Source organism: Achromobacter sp. RW408 (assembly GCF_003184165.1).
GTDB classification, from domain to species: Bacteria; Pseudomonadota; Gammaproteobacteria; order Burkholderiales; family Burkholderiaceae_B; genus Achromobacter; species Achromobacter xylosoxidans.
On record NZ_QHHO01000002.1, the window covers coordinates 59,060 to 74,807 of the forward strand.

A 15,748-nucleotide genomic window follows, 5' to 3' on the forward strand; every position below is an offset into this window, starting at 1 on the left:
AGCGAATGGCCCATATGCTGGTCGTGGAGGTCAATGACGCGCAGTTTGCCGAGGCGATGAAGCGCCTGGACGAGCTGATCAAGGACATGACACCGGCCCTGCGCGGCATCGGCGAATACTTGGCCAGCTCTAGCAAGGACCGCTTTGGATCGCAGACCGCCCCGGACGGCAGCGCGTGGGCGCCGTTGTCCGAGTGGTACAGGGAATCCAAGCGCGCCAACAAGGATAAGGTCCTCACGCTCAACGGCTATCTTTGCAACACCATCCATTGGCAGGTATTCCCGGACCAGGTCTTGGTGGGCAGCAACCTGGAGTACGCCGCCATTCACCAGTTCGGCGGCATCATCCGCCCCAAGCGGGCCAAGGCGCTGAAAGTGGGCGGGCGCGTGGTCAGCCAGGTCAAGATACCGGCACGTCCGTACCTGGGCATTTCGACCGACGACGCCACCGAAAGCGAGGCGCTGGTGGCAGAGTACCTGGCCGGCGCATTCAAGGGCGGCCCGGCATAGTTCGACCAGGTCCGGCCGGCGGGAAATCCGAGAATCGCAAAATCGGGCCGTGGAGCGATTTAAAGGGGGTGGGGTGCGGTATCGCTACCAATTCCATCCCAGCCCATCGTTAACCCCGCGTTAAAAACGTTTTTAACGCCATCGCCATCCGTCGGCCCCCCTGCGGTTTGCACGAAACCGGCAAATCCGGCGGATTTCCCCCCTCGATCCGGTCAATTCCCCCACCCCTGCCTACTGAAGTCTTTCAACTGATCGCCGCCGGCACCGCCCGGCACCATGGCGGTCATGGCTACGACCCGAACCAAACCCAACCCCAAGGCGCCCCAGCGGGTCGCCGCCAGGCCGATGGTGGCCGCACTCAGCATTGCGTTGCGTCCCGGCCAGGCTGGCCAAGATGAGATCCAGGTTTTCCCCGCTGGCGAGTTCCGCGCGTCGGACGGCCGGCCGCAGGACGTGGACACCTGGCGCATGGATGCCGACATTGCCCGCGCCCTCATCGAACGATTCAGCGCACGCCAACGCCGTCTGGTCATCGACTACGAGCATCAGACCCTGGCCGCCAAGAACAACGGCCAGCCCGCGCCCGCCTCGGGCTGGATGAAGTCTCTGGAGTGGCGCGAGGGCAAGGGCGTCTTTGCCCTGGTCGACTGGACCAAACGCGCAAAGGACCATATCGACGCCGAGGAATATCTCTACATCTCGCCGGTCTTCACCTACGACGATCAAGGCCGGCCGCAGGACATCCTGCACGCCGCGCTGACCAACGATCCCGCGCTGGACAACATGGACGCGGTGCGCCTGGCTGCGGCCAGCGCTCTGGCTTCTGGTATCGCGCACGGCGGGGCGCAGCCCAATCCCGCTCAATCTCCCAAGGAAATCCCCATGGATGAACTGTTGAAAGCGCTGTTGGCGCTGCTGAACCTGCCCGAAGACGCGACCGAGGAACAAATCCTGGCCAAGCTGAACGAGTACACCGCCAAGGCCAAGCAAGACGCCGACCAGGTCGCCGCCCTGACCGGCGAGGTCAAAGAGAAGGAAAAGGAGGTGGTGGCCCTCAAGTCCAACGCCGGCAACCCGGACCCGGCCAAGTGGGTCCCGGTGGCCGCCCTCACGGCACTGCAAGGACAAGTGGCGGCCCTGGAGAAGGACGGCCGCGCCCGCGAGGTCGGCGAGCTGGTGACGGCGGCGCTGTCCAGCGGCCAACTGTTGCCGGCGCTCAAGGATTGGGCCACGGACCTGGGCATGAAGGACCCCGCCCAGCTCAAGGCATATCTGGAAAACGCACCGGCCATCGCAGCGCTGTCCGGCACGCAGACGGGCGGCCGTAAGCCCAACGGCGACGGCTCGCAGTTGAGCGAAGCCGAGATAGCCGTCTGCACTCGCATGGGTCTGGACCCGGCGAAGTTCAAGGCTGCGCGCACGACCGACTGATCCACCACCAGGCCCGACCAGGCCGCATTTCAGCAAGGAAAACCTCATGGCTAATGACCGCAACACCCCGCGCCGCGACGGCCTGGGCCTTCGCCTGCCGGTGGCGGCCGGCGTGCGCCTCTACGCGGGCCGCATGGTTGGCGTGAACGCTGACGGTAACGCCGTTCCGGGCGGTAGCCCCGCCGCCGTCGCCATCGTGGGCATCGCCCAAGAACAGATCGACAACCGCGACGGCACGGCCGGCGCGCAATCCATCGACGTGCGGCGCGGCACCTTCCAGCTCAAGCCCGCCGCCGCCGGCATCACCCTGGCGGCCTACGGCAAGCGCGTCAAGGCGACCGACGACGAATCGGTCGCCCTGGTGGGCGAGGATGCCGCCGCCATCGTCGCCGGCACCGTGCGCGACGTGGACGCCGACGGCGTCTGGGTCGAATTCTGACCCAACCAGGTCAGCCCCCCTTTCTATCCGCATACGGAGCATTCATGATCATTAACCGCGAAAACATGGCAGCCCTGTTCCAGGGCTTCAAGCTCGCATTCCAGCAGGCGTTCACCGGCACCGTTCCGGCGTGGGAACAGATCGCCACGCCCGTCCCCTCCACCACGGGCGAGGAAGTCTATCCCTGGCTGGGCCAATCCACGCAGTTCCGCGAGTGGGTCGGCGAGCGCGTCTACCAAAACCTCAAGGTCCACGGCTACCGCATCAAGAACAAGACGTTCGAGAACACGGTCGCGGTCAAGCGCGACGCCATCGAGGACGATTCGTACGGCGTGTTTACGCCTCTGATGGCCCAGCTCGGCCAGGACGCCAAGGAGCATCCGGACCTGCTGATCTTCAAGCTGCTGAAGGAAGGCTTTAACACCGCCTGCTACGACGGCCAGTACTTCTTTGACACCGACCACCCGGTGGGCAAGGAAGGCGCCATCACATCCGTCAGCAACTTCCAGGGCGGCAGCGGCCGGCCTTGGTTCCTGCTGGACACAAGCCGCGTCATCAAGCCTCTGATCCTGCAAAAACGCCGGGACTACGCCTTTACGTCCCTGACCGATGTCAAGGACGAACCCGTGTTCAAGCACAACGAGTTCGTGTACGGCGCCGATGGCCGTCTGAACGTCGGCTACAGCCTCTGGCAACTCGCCTTCGCCAGCCGCGAGCCGCTGGACGGCCGCGCGTTCAACGATGTCTACGCGCAGATGCAAGCCATCAAAGGCGACCACGGCAACCCGCTGGGCATCCGTCCGAAGCTGCTGGTTGTGGCACCGCAAGACCGTGCCGCCGCCCTGGAAGTCGTCAAGGCAGAGCGCAGCGCCAACGGTGCCACCAACATCAACCGCGATGTGGTCGACGTGCTGACCACGCCCTGGCTGGCCTAGACCCGCTCGCCGCCGTAGCCAGAAGTCCAGGCGAAGCCATAAGCCTGGCATAGCGATTAACCCGCCGCCCGTGGCCATCGAGGGCGGCGGCATCCGAACCAAACACAGGAGGGCCATATGGCCGAGAAAATCAAGGTGCTGCGCGTCGTGGCACGTACCGACAGCTTCCGCCGCGCGGGCTATCAGTTCGGCGCGGAAGCCGTCGACATCCCCATGGACGAGCTGACGGGCGCTCAAGGCAAGAAGAAGCTGGACGCGATCATGGCGGACCCCAACCTGGTCGCCAACGAGCTGGACGTGGACGCGGACACCGTCCAGCCCGCGCCGACCGACGCGACCACGCCGGCTGCTACCGGCGGCCGTGGCCAGGCTCGCAAGACGACCGCGGCGAAGTAACCATGTACGCGACCACCGCCGACATGGTCAGGCAGTTCACGCGCCGGGAGGTGCTGGCCCTGACCGATCCCGAGGACACGGGCGAAATCGACCAGGAAATCCTGGGCGGCGCGCTGGTCGCCGCGTCCGCCGAGATCGATACCTATCTCAGCGGACGCTATCGCCTGCCGCTCAATCCCATCCCGCCGCACCTGGTACGCATCTGCTGCGACATCGCGCGCTACGTGCTGACGGGAGATGAGCGCCAGGTTACTGACACCATCAACGACCGCTACAAAGCCGCCGTGCGGTTCCTGGAGCTGGTGGCCAGCGGAAAAGTAACGCTGGGACCGGCCGAGAACGGCATCACGCCCAGCGCTGACGGCGGCGTGCAGTTCGTGCAAGGCTCGCGCGTTTTCGCGCGGCAAGGACCGGGGGCCTTCTGACCATGGTGCGCGCAACGGTGATTGACCTCATCCAGGCCGCCATGGTCGAACGCCTCAAGGCAGGATTGGGCAAGCTGGTCAAGGATGTTGCGACCTACGGCGGCGAGTTTGACGACGAGCTGGCCGACGTGGTGCGCAAGTTCCCCGCTGCCTGGGTCGCGTTCCTGGGCATCCAGGAAACCAAGCGGATGAACACGTCACGCAACAAGTACCTGGCGCGCGGCCGCTTTACGGTCATGGTCGGCCAGCGCTCGGTGCGCTCTGAATCGGCCGCACGCAGCGGCGCCCGTGGCGAGGTCGGCACCAATCAGTTGATCTATGCCGTGCGCCGGCTTCTGACTGGCCAGGACTTCGGCCTGGACGATGTTGGCCAGATGGAGCCTGGCGCGGTACGGCCGATCTTTAACGGTCGCGCCAAGAGCGACGCCAGCTCGGTCTATGCCATCGAGTTTGACGTGAAGTGGGTTGAACAGGTCCTGGAGAACGGGCGCTGGCCAAGCCCCGACCCTGGCCAGGTCGACGACCCGCAAGCGAAAGACCCGGACCTGATCTTTCCCGAGGCGGGCGGCAAGACCGACACGCCCTACCCGTGGCTTTCCGCCATCCAGTTGGACTATCGACTGGACGGTCGCAGCGATACCGACCCACCTGATGCCACCGATGTGGTGTCTTTCAACGAGGAATGACGATGACCACCATCAATGTCAAAGCCGCCCCTGGCCTGCGCGTACCGCGTGAGGACAACGGACGCAAGTACATCACCGACGACAAGGAAACGCCGGTGGAAAAAACGGCCTATTACCTGCGCCGCCTGGCTGACGGCGACCTGGTCGAGATCAACCCCGCGCCAGCCGGCGAGCAAGCGCCGCCCGCCGACGCCCCGGCCGCCCGTACCGCCAAGAAAGGAGCCTGACATGGCTGATGTCATCTACCTGGACCAGATTCCCGTCAGCACGCGCAAGCCGGGCGTCTATTTCGAGTTCAACACCAAGCTGGCCCGCCAGTCCCTGCCGACGAACGAGCAGCGCATCCTGATCTACGCGCAGCGCCTGTCGACCGGCATGGTGCCGGCGCTCAAGGTGGTCGACGTTTTCAGCGACAAGGACGCCGCCGTCTATTTCGGCAACGGTTCCATGGCGCATCGCATGGCCATCAGCGCCATCGAAGCGAACCCGAATGCTCAAATCGCATTCATCACGGTGGACGATGCCATTGCCGGCCAGGCCGCCGATGCCGAGGTCGAAATCACCGCACCGGCCACCGGGCGCGGCATCCTGACGTTTCAAGTCGGAGCGGAGGCAGTCGACGTGGCGCTGGAGACGGGTATGACCGCCACCGAGATGGCCACCGCCGTCGCCGCAGCGGTCAATGACCAGGTCGCCTTGCCCGTAACGGCCACCGCCGCCGATGGCAAGATCAAGGTGACGGCCAAGCACAAGGGCGAGTCCGGCAACCAGATCAAGATCGCGGCCGTAGTCCGTTACTCCACGGGCGCGACCAACACGGTCAAGACGCAACTGGCGGGCGGCATGGGCGATCCCGACCTGCGCCCGGCGTACGCTGCCGCGTTCGGGTCGTCGTATGAAATCCGCGTGTGCCCGTTCGCTACCCAGGACGCGCTGCTGGCCTTCCGCGACCACCTGGAGGACCTGGGTAGTCCGCTGGAACAGCGCGATGCCATCGGCGTGGCAGGCTTTCCTGGCACGCTGGCAGCCGCCAGCACGGTGGCCAGCGTCGTCAACTCGCAAATCATTTCGTTCGCCTGGTACAACAAGTCCAAGCGTAGTTCGGGCGAGATCGCCGCAGGCTATGCCGCCGTCATGGCCAGCGAGGAACACCCGGCACGTCCCTTGAACTACCTGGAGATCAAGGGCCTGGACATCATCGACCAGGAGGATTACCCGGGCCGCAAGGAACAGGAGAACGCCCTGTTCAATGGCGTGACGCCCTTGGTGGTCGGCCCTGGCAACCGCGTGCAGATCGTGCGCGCCATCTCCACGTACCTGGTCGACGCACAGAACATCAAGGATGACTCCTGCTTGGACATCACGGTGTTTCGCACGTTGCACTACTTCCGCAAGGCGTGCCGCCAGGCCGTGGCGCTGCGCTTCCCGCGCGAGCTGCTGTCGGAAAAGACGCCGCCCAAGGTCCGCACCGTACTGCTGGAAATCATGTACCAATGCGAGGACCTGGAAATCCTGCAACTCATCGACACCTACAAGGACCGCCTGGTGGTGCAGAAGCACCAGCAAAACAAGGGCATGTGCGTGGCGGCGATTCCCGCGCCCATCGTTCACGGCATGCACGTCTTTGCCGGTCGCATCGACCTGTACGTTTAACGGGTCCTCGGACCCTGAAAGGAGCCATCCATGGCAATCAAGGAATACGTCGGCGCCATCATCATGGAGCTGGACGGTAAAGAGGTCGAAGTCATCGACATCGACGTGACCGAAAGCACGGGCATGAAGCCGGTCAAGGTGATGAACCGCAGCCGCAACATTGGCGGTGTGGCCAAGGGCATCAAGGAATACTCCCTGCGCGTCACCGTGCCGATTCCCTTTGACGATGACATCAAGTGGGCCGAAATCTTCGGCGCAACCATCACGGTGTTTCCGTCCTCGCCCGGCGGTAAGCGCGAAACCTACCTGGACTGCTGCACGTCCGAAGTCGGCAAGCAATACACCGTCGACAACGAAGCGCGCCGTACCCTCACCATGTTCGCCGTCAAGAAGGTGGATGAATGACCAACGCCAACCATCAAGCGCAGACGAGTGCTGTCACGCAACCGGACAAGGAAGTCCTGGCCACCGGCACGCTGGTCTACGGCGTGCCGTACCAAGGCCGCCGGCACTACAACTTCGCCCTGCGCTTGCCGACCATGGGCGACAACATCGACGCGCTGGAGGCCCACCCGGACGCATCGGTCGCGCGCCTCGACCTGGCCATGTTCGCCGCGTGCATGCAGCGCCTGGGTGACATCCCCGAGGATGACATCACCTTTGAGCTGCTGGCCACGATGGTCCCCACGGACCTGGACGTGATCTATGCGGAGATGAGCGAGGCAAAAAAAAAGCTGCTGTTGCCGAACGTCGCCTGCGAACCTTCCGAAAACTCGTCCTTGTCCTCGGAAAGCACGGCATCTCAGAGGACCGCGTCCGTAGCCTGACCTTTGAACAGGTGCAAGGCTACCTGGAATCCCTGGCCGAACTGAACGGAACGGCCAGGGATTCCGACAATTCGACCACCCGCCGCATCGTCAGCCAGCGGCGTATCAAACCCAAGAAGCGGGGCAGACCGAAGCACGCCGCCAGGTCGTCGTCGCAGACCACGTAGCAAGAGGTCCACCGTGTCCAATACCAACATGAAGGTTGCCCTTGAGATCGTCGTCAGCGACCGGGGCAGCCGTGAGGCCGCTCAGGCTGTATCCGCTGTTGCGCAGAAGAAGCATGAGGCCGCAAGGCAAGAGCGCCAGGACGCCGCAGCGGTAGGCACGGCGGTATCCGTCGTTGCGCAGAAAAAGCACGAGGCCGCCCGCCAGGAACAGCGCGATGCCGCAGCAGTCGGCGCGGCCAATGCGCGCTACTACGATCACAGCCGCCGCGCCAGCGTTCAACTGGCCCAGCAGCAAATGGCCGCATCGCGCTCTGCCTCATCGGCAATGCTGCGCGATGCGGACAAGCTGCACAAAGCGCGGGCGCAGTTGGGCATTCGCTCCGAGAAGTCATTGCAGCGGGAGATTATCCAAACCGCCATCGCATACCGACGCTTGGAGCAATCCGGCCGCGTTTCCGGCCTGGAGTTGGCCAGGGCTGCGGAAGCCGCCCAACGCAAAGTCAAGATGCTCCAGCGCGAGATGCGCCATCTGCAAACACCGAGCGAATGGGGAAAGGGACTTGCAGCAATCGGCGGCGGCATCTTGGCGGGTGCTGCCATCGCCAAGCGCCCCTTGTCCGAAACCATGGCGTTTGAGCAGCAGGTGGCTGCAATCTCAAATACGGCCTATGCCTCGGAAGGAACTGAAGGGAGACGGGACGGCCAACGAGACATCAGGCATCAGATTGCCACCGCCGTTAAGCTCGGCGGCACGCGGGAAGAAGCCGCAGATGCCTTGAGCGAATTGCTCGGCAGCAGCGGGCTTTCGCGTGATGAATCATTTGCGATGCTGCCCACCGTTCAGCAGACCGGCCTTGCGGCCGGCCGTAAGTCGCGTGACATCGTACCGCTGGTTGGCGCGCTCAAGGCCAACAACATTTCGGTGGCCGACATGCCCGCAGCGCTGGGCAAGATGCTGCATGCCGGCGAGACGGGCGGCTATGGCATTGAGAACATGATTGCTAGCCTGCCAAAGTTGCTGGCATCCCAACGCGACAACTATGGCATCTCCGGTATGAAGGGCCTGGAAATGGCCCTGGCGGACATGCAGGCCATCACGGCCGGCACGAACATGCCGCAGGAGTCGGCCCAATCCTTCATGGCGCTGATGAACACGCTCCGGCAACCTTCGGTTTCCGAAGCGGTGGCCAAGAAGCTATCCATCGGTGGCAAGGGGGTGGACTTGGCCGGCACTCTGGGCAAGGGCGCGCTGCAAGACGTTAGCCCGCTGGAGACGTTCACGGCCATGGTCGACAAGTCGATGGCCAACAACAAGACGTACAAGCAACTCAAAGGCCGCCTTGAGCAAGGCGGCGGCCAGGCCGACCGTGAGCAGATGGCCACGCTGCTGGAATCGTCGGTATTCCGCGACGTGGGCATCGGCCGCGAATCCCTGATGGCGTTGTCGGGATATATGAGCCAACGCGCATCGGTGAAGGGCTTGCGTAGTGAGTACGCAGGCGTGGGGGTCGGCGCGCTTGAGACAAGCAGCGCGGTCATGAAGGCTACGGCCGGCGAGAAGGTGAATCAGGCGAACCAGGCCATCGCCGACGCACGCCAGCGGGCCTTGGAGCCCGTCACGGAGCTGATGGGCGACCTGGCCAAGAAGATCACCGATTACGCGGACAAGTATCCAGGTCTGACCACGGCATTAACGGGTGCGACCGACGGCATCAAGGTCATGACGGGGGCTGCGGTCGCGTTCGCAGGCGTCAAGATGCTAACCGGCGGTGGCGCAGGTGTGGGCGTGGGCGCAGCCGCTGCCGGCGCTGCAAGCGGTGCCGCAAACGTCGCTGGCCGCGCCGTCGGTGTGCTGGCTCCAACCCGCTTTCTGGGTTCGGGTGTACTGGCACGGTCCGCGCCGCTTGCCTCGATTGGCCTCGGTGGCTATGACGCGCTGCAAGTGGCCGGCAGCGACCTATCCGATGCGGAGAAGAACGCCGCCTATACGCGGATCGGCGGGCGAACTGGCGGCGGGATCGGCGGCGCCTATGCCGGTGGCCAGGCCCTTTCATTCTTGGGTCCCTATGGCATCGCGGCAGGCGCTATCGGCGGCGGCATTCTCGGCAGCCTGCTTGGTGACTTTACCGGCGAGAAGCTGGGACAAGCCTGGTTTGGCCCCGGTGAGGCTCGGCCCGAGACAGCAAGGGCGCCGAGCCTGTCCACCGGAGGGGTAGACCCCGCAGCCCTGCAACAGGCAATGATCAATGCGTACCGGGCGGCACCGCCGCCCAAGGTCACGCTGGAGCTGGACGGCCGGGAGATAGCCGCCAGCGTTAACGAGCACAACGCACGCGATGCGCGGAGGAACTGATGGCCTGGCAAGATACCCTGCTTGATGCGTCCTTCAAGGGCGTGAAGTTCGACTGCGCGCGCATTCAGGACGAAGCGCAGCGCGACGTACAACGGCACCAATACCCTTACGTCAATGGCGAGGACACCGAGGACCTCGGGCGTACCGCCGTCACGTCGGAATTGACTGCGGTGTTTTGGGGGGATGACTATGAGCAACGCTATCAGAAGTTCCTAGAGGTCTTGGAGCAGCCCGGGCCGGGCGAACTGATCCATCCCATCTTCGGCTCAATACCGCTCGCCCAGCTCGAAGCGTGGCGCGTGGGCCATGACGCGGACACCCCCGACGCTTGTACCGTAGACCTGCGCTTTGTCCATAGCACGCCCAGCAGTCCGCTGTTCACTCGTCAATTGCCCGAACAGAAGGCGGCGGCAAGCCGACAGCTCAAAGAGGATGGCTTGGCCAGCGGCGTGGAGTCCTTCGCCAAGCGGCTAAAAGCGCTGACGAGTTTGAAGGGCGTCACGGATCGTCTGAATTCGATTCGGTCGACCATGGATCGCACACTTAGCGCCATACGCAGCGTGACCAATGGCGTGGGTGCGGTCACCGACCTGGTCGAGTTCCCGCGTACGTTCACGTCCAGCCTGGCCGATGGCCTGCGCGGCCTGGTCGACCTGCGCAGCTTCGGCCGGTCCAGCCGCATGTCCGACTGGAATGGCCTGAAAGGCGTCTTTGACGATGTGATCCGGCTTCCGGTCTCGTCGGCCAAGGGCGAAACCCCTACGTCATTCCGCCCGACGCAAGCCGGCCAGGTTGGCGCACAGCAATCGCAAGTGCCTATTGCCATCCTGCAGGAGGATCAACAGCCAATTGTCGCGGTGGTGAAGGTGGTCACGGCCGCCGAGCTGGTCGACACTGCATCGGACATCCTGACCGATGAGGCCAAGACGCCCACGCTTTCGCCGGCCGATATCGAGGTCATCGTCTCGGACGTTCGTGAAGTGGTGCAGGACGCCATTGACGCGAATCGGGACCTGTATCCGGTGGAGGAAGCTCGCCTCATCACCGAGCCTCTCAAGGACGCAGCGCTGGCCATCCAGGAAGCCGCTGTGGTCATTATCGAAGCCCGGCCACCCCTACGGCAGCGTGTCGTGAATGCGCCGACCAATCTGCATTTGCTGGCTCACCAATGGTATGGCGACTATCGGCGCGCCGACGAGCTGGTAAGGCTGAATCCCGCTGTGCGCAACCCCAACGATATCGCCGCAGGAACCACGATCAATGGCTACTCGCAATAGCATGGACGATACGAGCCGCGACCGATCGCGGGACATTGAGCAAGTTTCGCTCTTGATCGGTGGTCGCGTCCATGACAAGTGGACGCGATACTCAGTTGAGTCCGACATGACCCGCCCGGCCGCGGCTTGGAGTGTCCAGCTCGGTTTGCCCGATGGGGAATTGCCGGCCGAGGTCGAGCCAGGCGCTCGCGTCGTGGTACGGGTGGGGTCGGATGTGGCCATGACGGGGTCAGTTGACGACGTAGATGATGATGTGGGCGGAAGTACCGCAACGCTTTCCATGTCGGGCCGAGACGGTGCGAGCATTCTCGTTGATTGCAGCGCACCGATCTTTGCCGCCAAGGAAGTTTCGCTAGATCAAATCGTCAAGTCGGTCGTCAATCCTCTGGGCATATCGAAGGTGCGCATCGACCCACGCGGCAACAGCGTTTCGGAGAAGGTCAACATCGAACCCGGGGACACTGCATGGGACGCGCTGGAGAAGGCCGCACAGGCGAACGGCCTATGGCCTTGGTTTGCTCCTGACGGCACGCTGGTTGTAGGCGGGCCGGACTACGACGCGCCGCCGGTGGCCAGCCTGGTTTTACGGCGCGACGGGAAGGGAAACAACGTCAGCCGGTTGCGGCGCACGGCCTCTATCGCGCGTCGGTATTCGGAGATCACCATTCTTGGCCAGGCGCATGGCACCGATGCGGCTGACGGTCGAAACGCGATGCGAACCGTTGTCCAGGACCCAGCAGTCAAAGTGTACCGGCCGAAGATTCTGACGGCCGGCGATGCCATCAGCGGCGAGTCCCTGTCCCAGCGCGCCCACAAAGCGCTGGCAGACGGCCGCCTCGACGGCCTGACCTACCAGGCCGAGGTGCGAGGCCATCGAACGAGCAGCGGCGAGTTGTGGGCGCCTGGCCAGCGTGTGCATCTGGAAGATGAGCGACGGGGATTTAACGGCGTCCTTTTCGTCATGGCGCGGCAGTTCCGAGGCGGCAGCGGCACGGCGACCACGACAACGCTGATCCTCAAAGAGGACAAGGTTTGGATACCGGTAGTCGTGCCGCCTAAGAAGCGCAAGATGGAAACGCGGGCCTATAGCCCGCAGGAGTTAGGGACCCGCCCATGATCAACATCATCGACGAACGCATCCGGCGATTCATGAACTCCATTCGCAAGCCTTTTCGGATGGTGATTGCCAGCGTCACCACGGGCAAAGGGGTCAAGAAGGTCACAGGCGAGGGATTGGCAGGCGAGCCGGTGCGTGATGCTGAACAGTTTCAGTATTACGGCTTCCAGTCTGTGCCTCCTAGTGGAACCATGGGCGTGGTGGTGCCGCTGGGCGGTGCCACATCGCATTCCATGATCGTGGCCACCGAGCACGCAGCGGTCGGCATCGACCTGGCCACGGGCGAGGTGTCCGTGGTGCATCAGGAGGGCCATTACATCCATCTGAAAAATGGCCGTCTCATTGAAGTCGAGTGCGATGACTACGTCATGCGCTGCAAGACCTGGCGCGTTGTGGCCACCGATGGTGCAACGCTGGATACCCCTTTGGTCGCCATGACGAATCAGGCACAGATCGACGGACTTGTCACTGGCAAGGGCGGCTTGGCGCTGTCCAACGAGAATGGCGGCGGGTCTGCTGCACAGATTTCCGGAACGGTTCGCGTCACAGAGGATGTCATCGCCGGAGGCGTCAGCCAGGTTGGTCACCATCACAAGGACTCGCTGGGCGGCGAGACTGACGCGCCGATCCGTTGACCTACTGAAGTCCTTCACCTGATTCTCTAGCGCGGCTCTAGCCACAATGCACGCATGGACCCGCGAATCGACCCCAGCACCGGAGACTACAGCGGCGAGCGCATCACGACGCTCGCCAATGCCGTTTATTTGCGGCTGATGACGCCGCTTGGTGGCTGGTGGGCCGATCCCACTCTAGGGTCGCGTCTACATGAGCTGGAAAGGGAATTGGACCTGGCGCGCGTGCGCCTTCTAGCCAAACAATACGCGGAGCAAGCCCTTGCCACCTTGGTCAAGGAAGTCCGGGCGCGTAGCGTCACCGTCACCGCCACGCAAGCGCGCGTGGGCTGGTGCGACCTGTTGGTATCGGTGGTTGATGAAACCGGCCAAGAGCAGCAATTCAAACACCCGGTGAAGGTTGCCTGATGCCATTTCTCGTTCCCGCCTTTGCACAGATTCGCGGCAACCTGCTGCGTGACATCAAGAACTATCGGCCGGACGCTGACGTTACGCCTGACAGTGATTTTTTCGTGCGTGCCACCTCGGTGGCCAGCACCGTGGAAGGCTTGTACCAGCATCAGTCTTGGATGGTGCGCCAGATATTCCCTGACACCGCAGACCGGGAGTATCTGTACATGCATGCGGCCGTTCGCGGACTCAGTCTCAAGCATGCTGTCCCAGCTCGTGGCTTTCTGCGCATCAAGGGCCAGGCCGGAACGCTCGTTCCCGAAGGCTTACAAGCCAAGCGCGGCGACGGCGTGATGTATCGCATCATCGCCGATGCCAACATGCCTGAAGCGGGGACCGGATTATTTGCGGCGGAAGCCGTGACAGCAGGCGAAACAGGGAACGCGGTGGACAATACGGCCGTCACCATTCAAGTCGCTCCGTCCGGACTGGACACAGCCGCGACCCTTCAATCAATGCGAGGCGGGGTCGAGCAGGAAACCGATACCGAATTGCTGGCCCGCTTGCTGGAGCTGATCCGCCGACCACCGGCCGGCGGCAATCGGCATGACTACCGGCGCTGGGCCATGGAAGTCGAGGGCGTATCTGATGCCTTCGTCTACCCACTGCGGCGAGGCCTCGGTACTGTGGACGTGGCCATCGTTTCCGGCGACGGCTTGCCATCGCAGGACACCATTGACCGGGTGCGTGCCTACATTGACGACGTTCGGCCAGTTACGGCAAAGAGCTGCTTGGTGGTCGCCCCGACGCTGCGGCAGGTCGACCAGGTCGTGCGCGCGTCGTTGAGCGACATCAGCTTGGAACAGGCGAAAGCCGCCATACAGCGCGCTTTCGTATCTCAGTTTTCCAACATTGCGCCAGGTGCTAAATGGGTGCGCAGCCAGGCCGAGGCGCTTGTGTCCAATGTCGCGGGCGTGGTGGATCGCTCCATCACGTCGCCGGCCAGCAACGTCATACCGGTGGTTGATGCCGATGTGATCGAATGGCTGCGCCTTGGCACCGTCGTAGTGGAGCCGATGTAATGAAGCATCGGCAACTGCTAGCTCGCCTGCTACCTCCGCGCAGCTATGACTTTCACGGTGTCGCGCTTGCCGCTGAATTGAGCGCCGAGGGCGACACTCTGGACCGTGCGCAGCAGAGCGCCGGCCGCGTCCTGGACAGCGTAACGCCGTTCGGCGCCGTGGATACTCTCCCTGATTGGGAGCGCGTATGCGGATTGACTGCCGCCGAGGGGGCCAATCGGCAGCAGCGCCTGGAGGCCGTCTTGGCCAAGCTACAGGAGCTGGGCGGGCTGTCCATACCGTATTTCAAGCGCTTGGCCGAGCGCTTGGGTTATCAGATCGAGATAACCGAGTTCGAGCCGTTCTATCTGGATTACAGCCGACTGGATCGGGACATCCTGTACGAGCAAGACGTTGTCTGGGTGTGGCAAGTCTTCGTCAAGGGCGGCCAGGTCCGAGCATTTCCGTTCTATCTCGATATGTCATCGGTGGATGAACTGTTGCTGTCATTCAGTGATGCGGTGATTGAAAGCTACTTCCAAGACCTCAAACCGGCCCACACCGTGGTCTTGTTCGACTATCAGGAGCAAACCTTGTGAGAATCCCCGAAACTGAATCTGGCGAGTTCCAGCCGGGTAACCCTGTTACCGGTAAGCCGGGCAGCATGTTGACCGCGCTACTCATGAATTCGTGGCTGCGCGAGCTGAAAGGCGTTGTGCAAGCCGGCGGCCTGGAAGTGAATCCTGCCGACGATGGCCAGATCGCGCAAGCCATCCTCAACATGATCGGCAAAGCCGCGTTTACTTTTTCCGGTCTGCTGCCCAACGGCGCGAATCTCAATACCTACACCAAATCGGGGTTGTGGCTCCAACTGTCGGCCGCTGGCGCTGGCACTGGCTCCAACTACCCCGCCGCGCTGGCTGGCTTCCTGGTTGTCTACGCGAGCAACGACCCGCTTGTTGGCCATGCCGCGCAGACGTTTATGTCCCTGGACGGCGGAATCTGGACCCGGGCGCGTAGCGCCGACATCTGGTCGACCTGGTCGCGGGTCCTGACCGATGTCATGGCTACGCGCGCACCGTCACAGATTGTTGTGACAACCCCCGGCATTACCAACGTCCCGTTGCCTCCGGAGTGGCGGGGAAAGCGCGCCCGGTATCGCATTGTTGGCGCTGGCGGTGGTGGTGGTGCAGCGGCCACGGGGGCCGGTGGCCAATCGGCTACCAATCCCGACATCTCGGGCGGCGGCGGTGGCGGTGGAGGCGCGGGCGAGTACAAGACCGGCGAAATTGTTTTACCGGCAATCCCCACGTTGACCTGCACGGTGGGTGCTGGGGGGATCGGCGGAACGACTTTCAGCGGACACGTCGGCGCCGCTGGCACTGCCGGCGGCCTGACGGCTATCAGTGACCTGGTCTCGGCCAATGGCGGTGGCGGTGGCGGCGGCGGG

19 protein-coding genes are annotated in these 15,748 nt (G+C 63.4%); all 19 read left to right on the top strand.

The window, feature by feature from the left end; genetic code table 11:
- Window positions 1–5 precede the first annotated feature (5 nt).
- A complete protein-coding gene (locus tag DK459_RS00680) occupies window positions 6–509 on the top strand; it encodes a phage virion morphogenesis protein (protein WP_158288266.1) in 504 nt (167 codons plus the stop codon).
- 285 nt (window positions 510–794) lie between these two features.
- Window positions 795–1,940: a phage protease gene (locus DK459_RS00685; protein ID WP_199234246.1), complete on the top strand. Its 1,146-nt coding sequence runs from the start codon at window positions 795–797 to the stop codon at window positions 1,938–1,940.
- A 46-nt stretch (window positions 1,941–1,986) separates the two neighbouring features.
- A complete protein-coding gene (locus DK459_RS00690) occupies window positions 1,987–2,379 on the top strand; it encodes a hypothetical protein (RefSeq protein WP_110134372.1) in 393 nt (130 codons plus the stop codon).
- A 44-nt stretch (window positions 2,380–2,423) separates the two neighbouring features.
- Window positions 2,424–3,314 (top strand): Mu-like prophage major head subunit gpT family protein, encoded by an 891-nt coding sequence (locus DK459_RS00695; protein ID WP_110134373.1) that lies wholly within the window; start codon window positions 2,424–2,426, stop codon window positions 3,312–3,314.
- Window positions 3,315–3,431: 117 nt separating this feature from the next.
- Window positions 3,432–3,710 carry a hypothetical protein gene (locus DK459_RS00700; protein WP_110134374.1) on the top strand — a complete coding sequence of 93 codons (279 nt, stop codon included), beginning with the start codon at window positions 3,432–3,434 and terminating at the stop codon, window positions 3,708–3,710.
- 2 nt (window positions 3,711–3,712) lie between these two features.
- Entirely contained in the window at window positions 3,713–4,135 is a 423-nt protein-coding gene (locus DK459_RS00705) for a gp436 family protein (protein ID WP_110134375.1), read from the top strand.
- Window positions 4,136–4,137: 2 nt separating this feature from the next.
- Window positions 4,138–4,821, top strand: coding sequence for a DUF1834 family protein (locus tag DK459_RS00710; protein ID WP_110134376.1), 684 nt, complete (start codon window positions 4,138–4,140; stop codon window positions 4,819–4,821).
- A gap of 2 nt (window positions 4,822–4,823) precedes the next feature.
- Entirely contained in the window at window positions 4,824–5,048 is a 225-nt protein-coding gene (locus DK459_RS00715; RefSeq protein ID WP_110134377.1) for a DUF2635 domain-containing protein, read from the top strand.
- A 1-nt stretch (window position 5,049) separates the two neighbouring features.
- Window positions 5,050–6,474, top strand: a complete 1,425-nt coding sequence (locus DK459_RS00720; protein WP_110134378.1) for a phage tail sheath subtilisin-like domain-containing protein — start codon at window positions 5,050–5,052, stop codon at window positions 6,472–6,474.
- Window positions 6,475–6,504: 30 nt separating this feature from the next.
- Complete coding sequence (locus DK459_RS00725) at window positions 6,505–6,879, top strand: hypothetical protein (RefSeq protein ID WP_054489699.1); 375 nt, start codon at window positions 6,505–6,507, stop codon at window positions 6,877–6,879.
- Window positions 6,876–7,301 (top strand): hypothetical protein, encoded by a 426-nt coding sequence (locus DK459_RS00730; RefSeq protein WP_110134379.1) that lies wholly within the window; start codon window positions 6,876–6,878, stop codon window positions 7,299–7,301. The genes DK459_RS00725 and DK459_RS00730 overlap by 4 nt, the downstream gene beginning before the upstream one ends.
- A 180-nt stretch (window positions 7,302–7,481) precedes the next feature.
- A complete protein-coding gene (locus DK459_RS00735; RefSeq protein WP_146221865.1) occupies window positions 7,482–9,821 on the top strand; it encodes a hypothetical protein in 2,340 nt (779 codons plus the stop codon).
- Complete coding sequence (locus DK459_RS00740) at window positions 9,821–11,098, top strand: DNA circularization protein (protein WP_110134381.1); 1,278 nt, start codon at window positions 9,821–9,823, stop codon at window positions 11,096–11,098. The genes DK459_RS00735 and DK459_RS00740 overlap by 1 nt, the downstream gene beginning before the upstream one ends.
- A 1-nt stretch (window position 11,099) precedes the next feature.
- Complete coding sequence (locus DK459_RS00745) at window positions 11,100–12,215, top strand: phage baseplate assembly protein (protein ID WP_110134382.1); 1,116 nt, start codon at window positions 11,100–11,102, stop codon at window positions 12,213–12,215.
- On the top strand, window positions 12,212–12,850 hold the full coding sequence (locus DK459_RS00750; protein WP_110134383.1) for a phage baseplate assembly protein V: 639 nt from the start codon (window positions 12,212–12,214) through the stop codon (window positions 12,848–12,850). The genes DK459_RS00745 and DK459_RS00750 overlap by 4 nt, the downstream gene beginning before the upstream one ends.
- Window positions 12,851–12,904: 54 nt before the next feature.
- Window positions 12,905–13,255 carry a phage GP46 family protein gene (locus DK459_RS00755; RefSeq protein ID WP_110134384.1) on the top strand — a complete coding sequence of 117 codons (351 nt, stop codon included), beginning with the start codon at window positions 12,905–12,907 and terminating at the stop codon, window positions 13,253–13,255.
- Window positions 13,255–14,319, top strand: coding sequence for a baseplate J/gp47 family protein (locus DK459_RS00760; protein ID WP_110134385.1), 1,065 nt, complete (start codon window positions 13,255–13,257; stop codon window positions 14,317–14,319). Before DK459_RS00755 ends, DK459_RS00760 begins: the two co-directional genes overlap by 1 nt.
- Window positions 14,319–14,897, top strand: a complete 579-nt coding sequence (locus DK459_RS00765) for a YmfQ family protein (protein ID WP_110134386.1) — start codon at window positions 14,319–14,321, stop codon at window positions 14,895–14,897. Before DK459_RS00760 ends, DK459_RS00765 begins: the two co-directional genes overlap by 1 nt.
- An 83-nt stretch (window positions 14,898–14,980) precedes the next feature.
- Window positions 14,981–15,748: pyocin knob domain-containing protein (locus DK459_RS31145; protein WP_304529601.1), on the top strand; the 768-nt coding region annotated here is incomplete at its 3' end.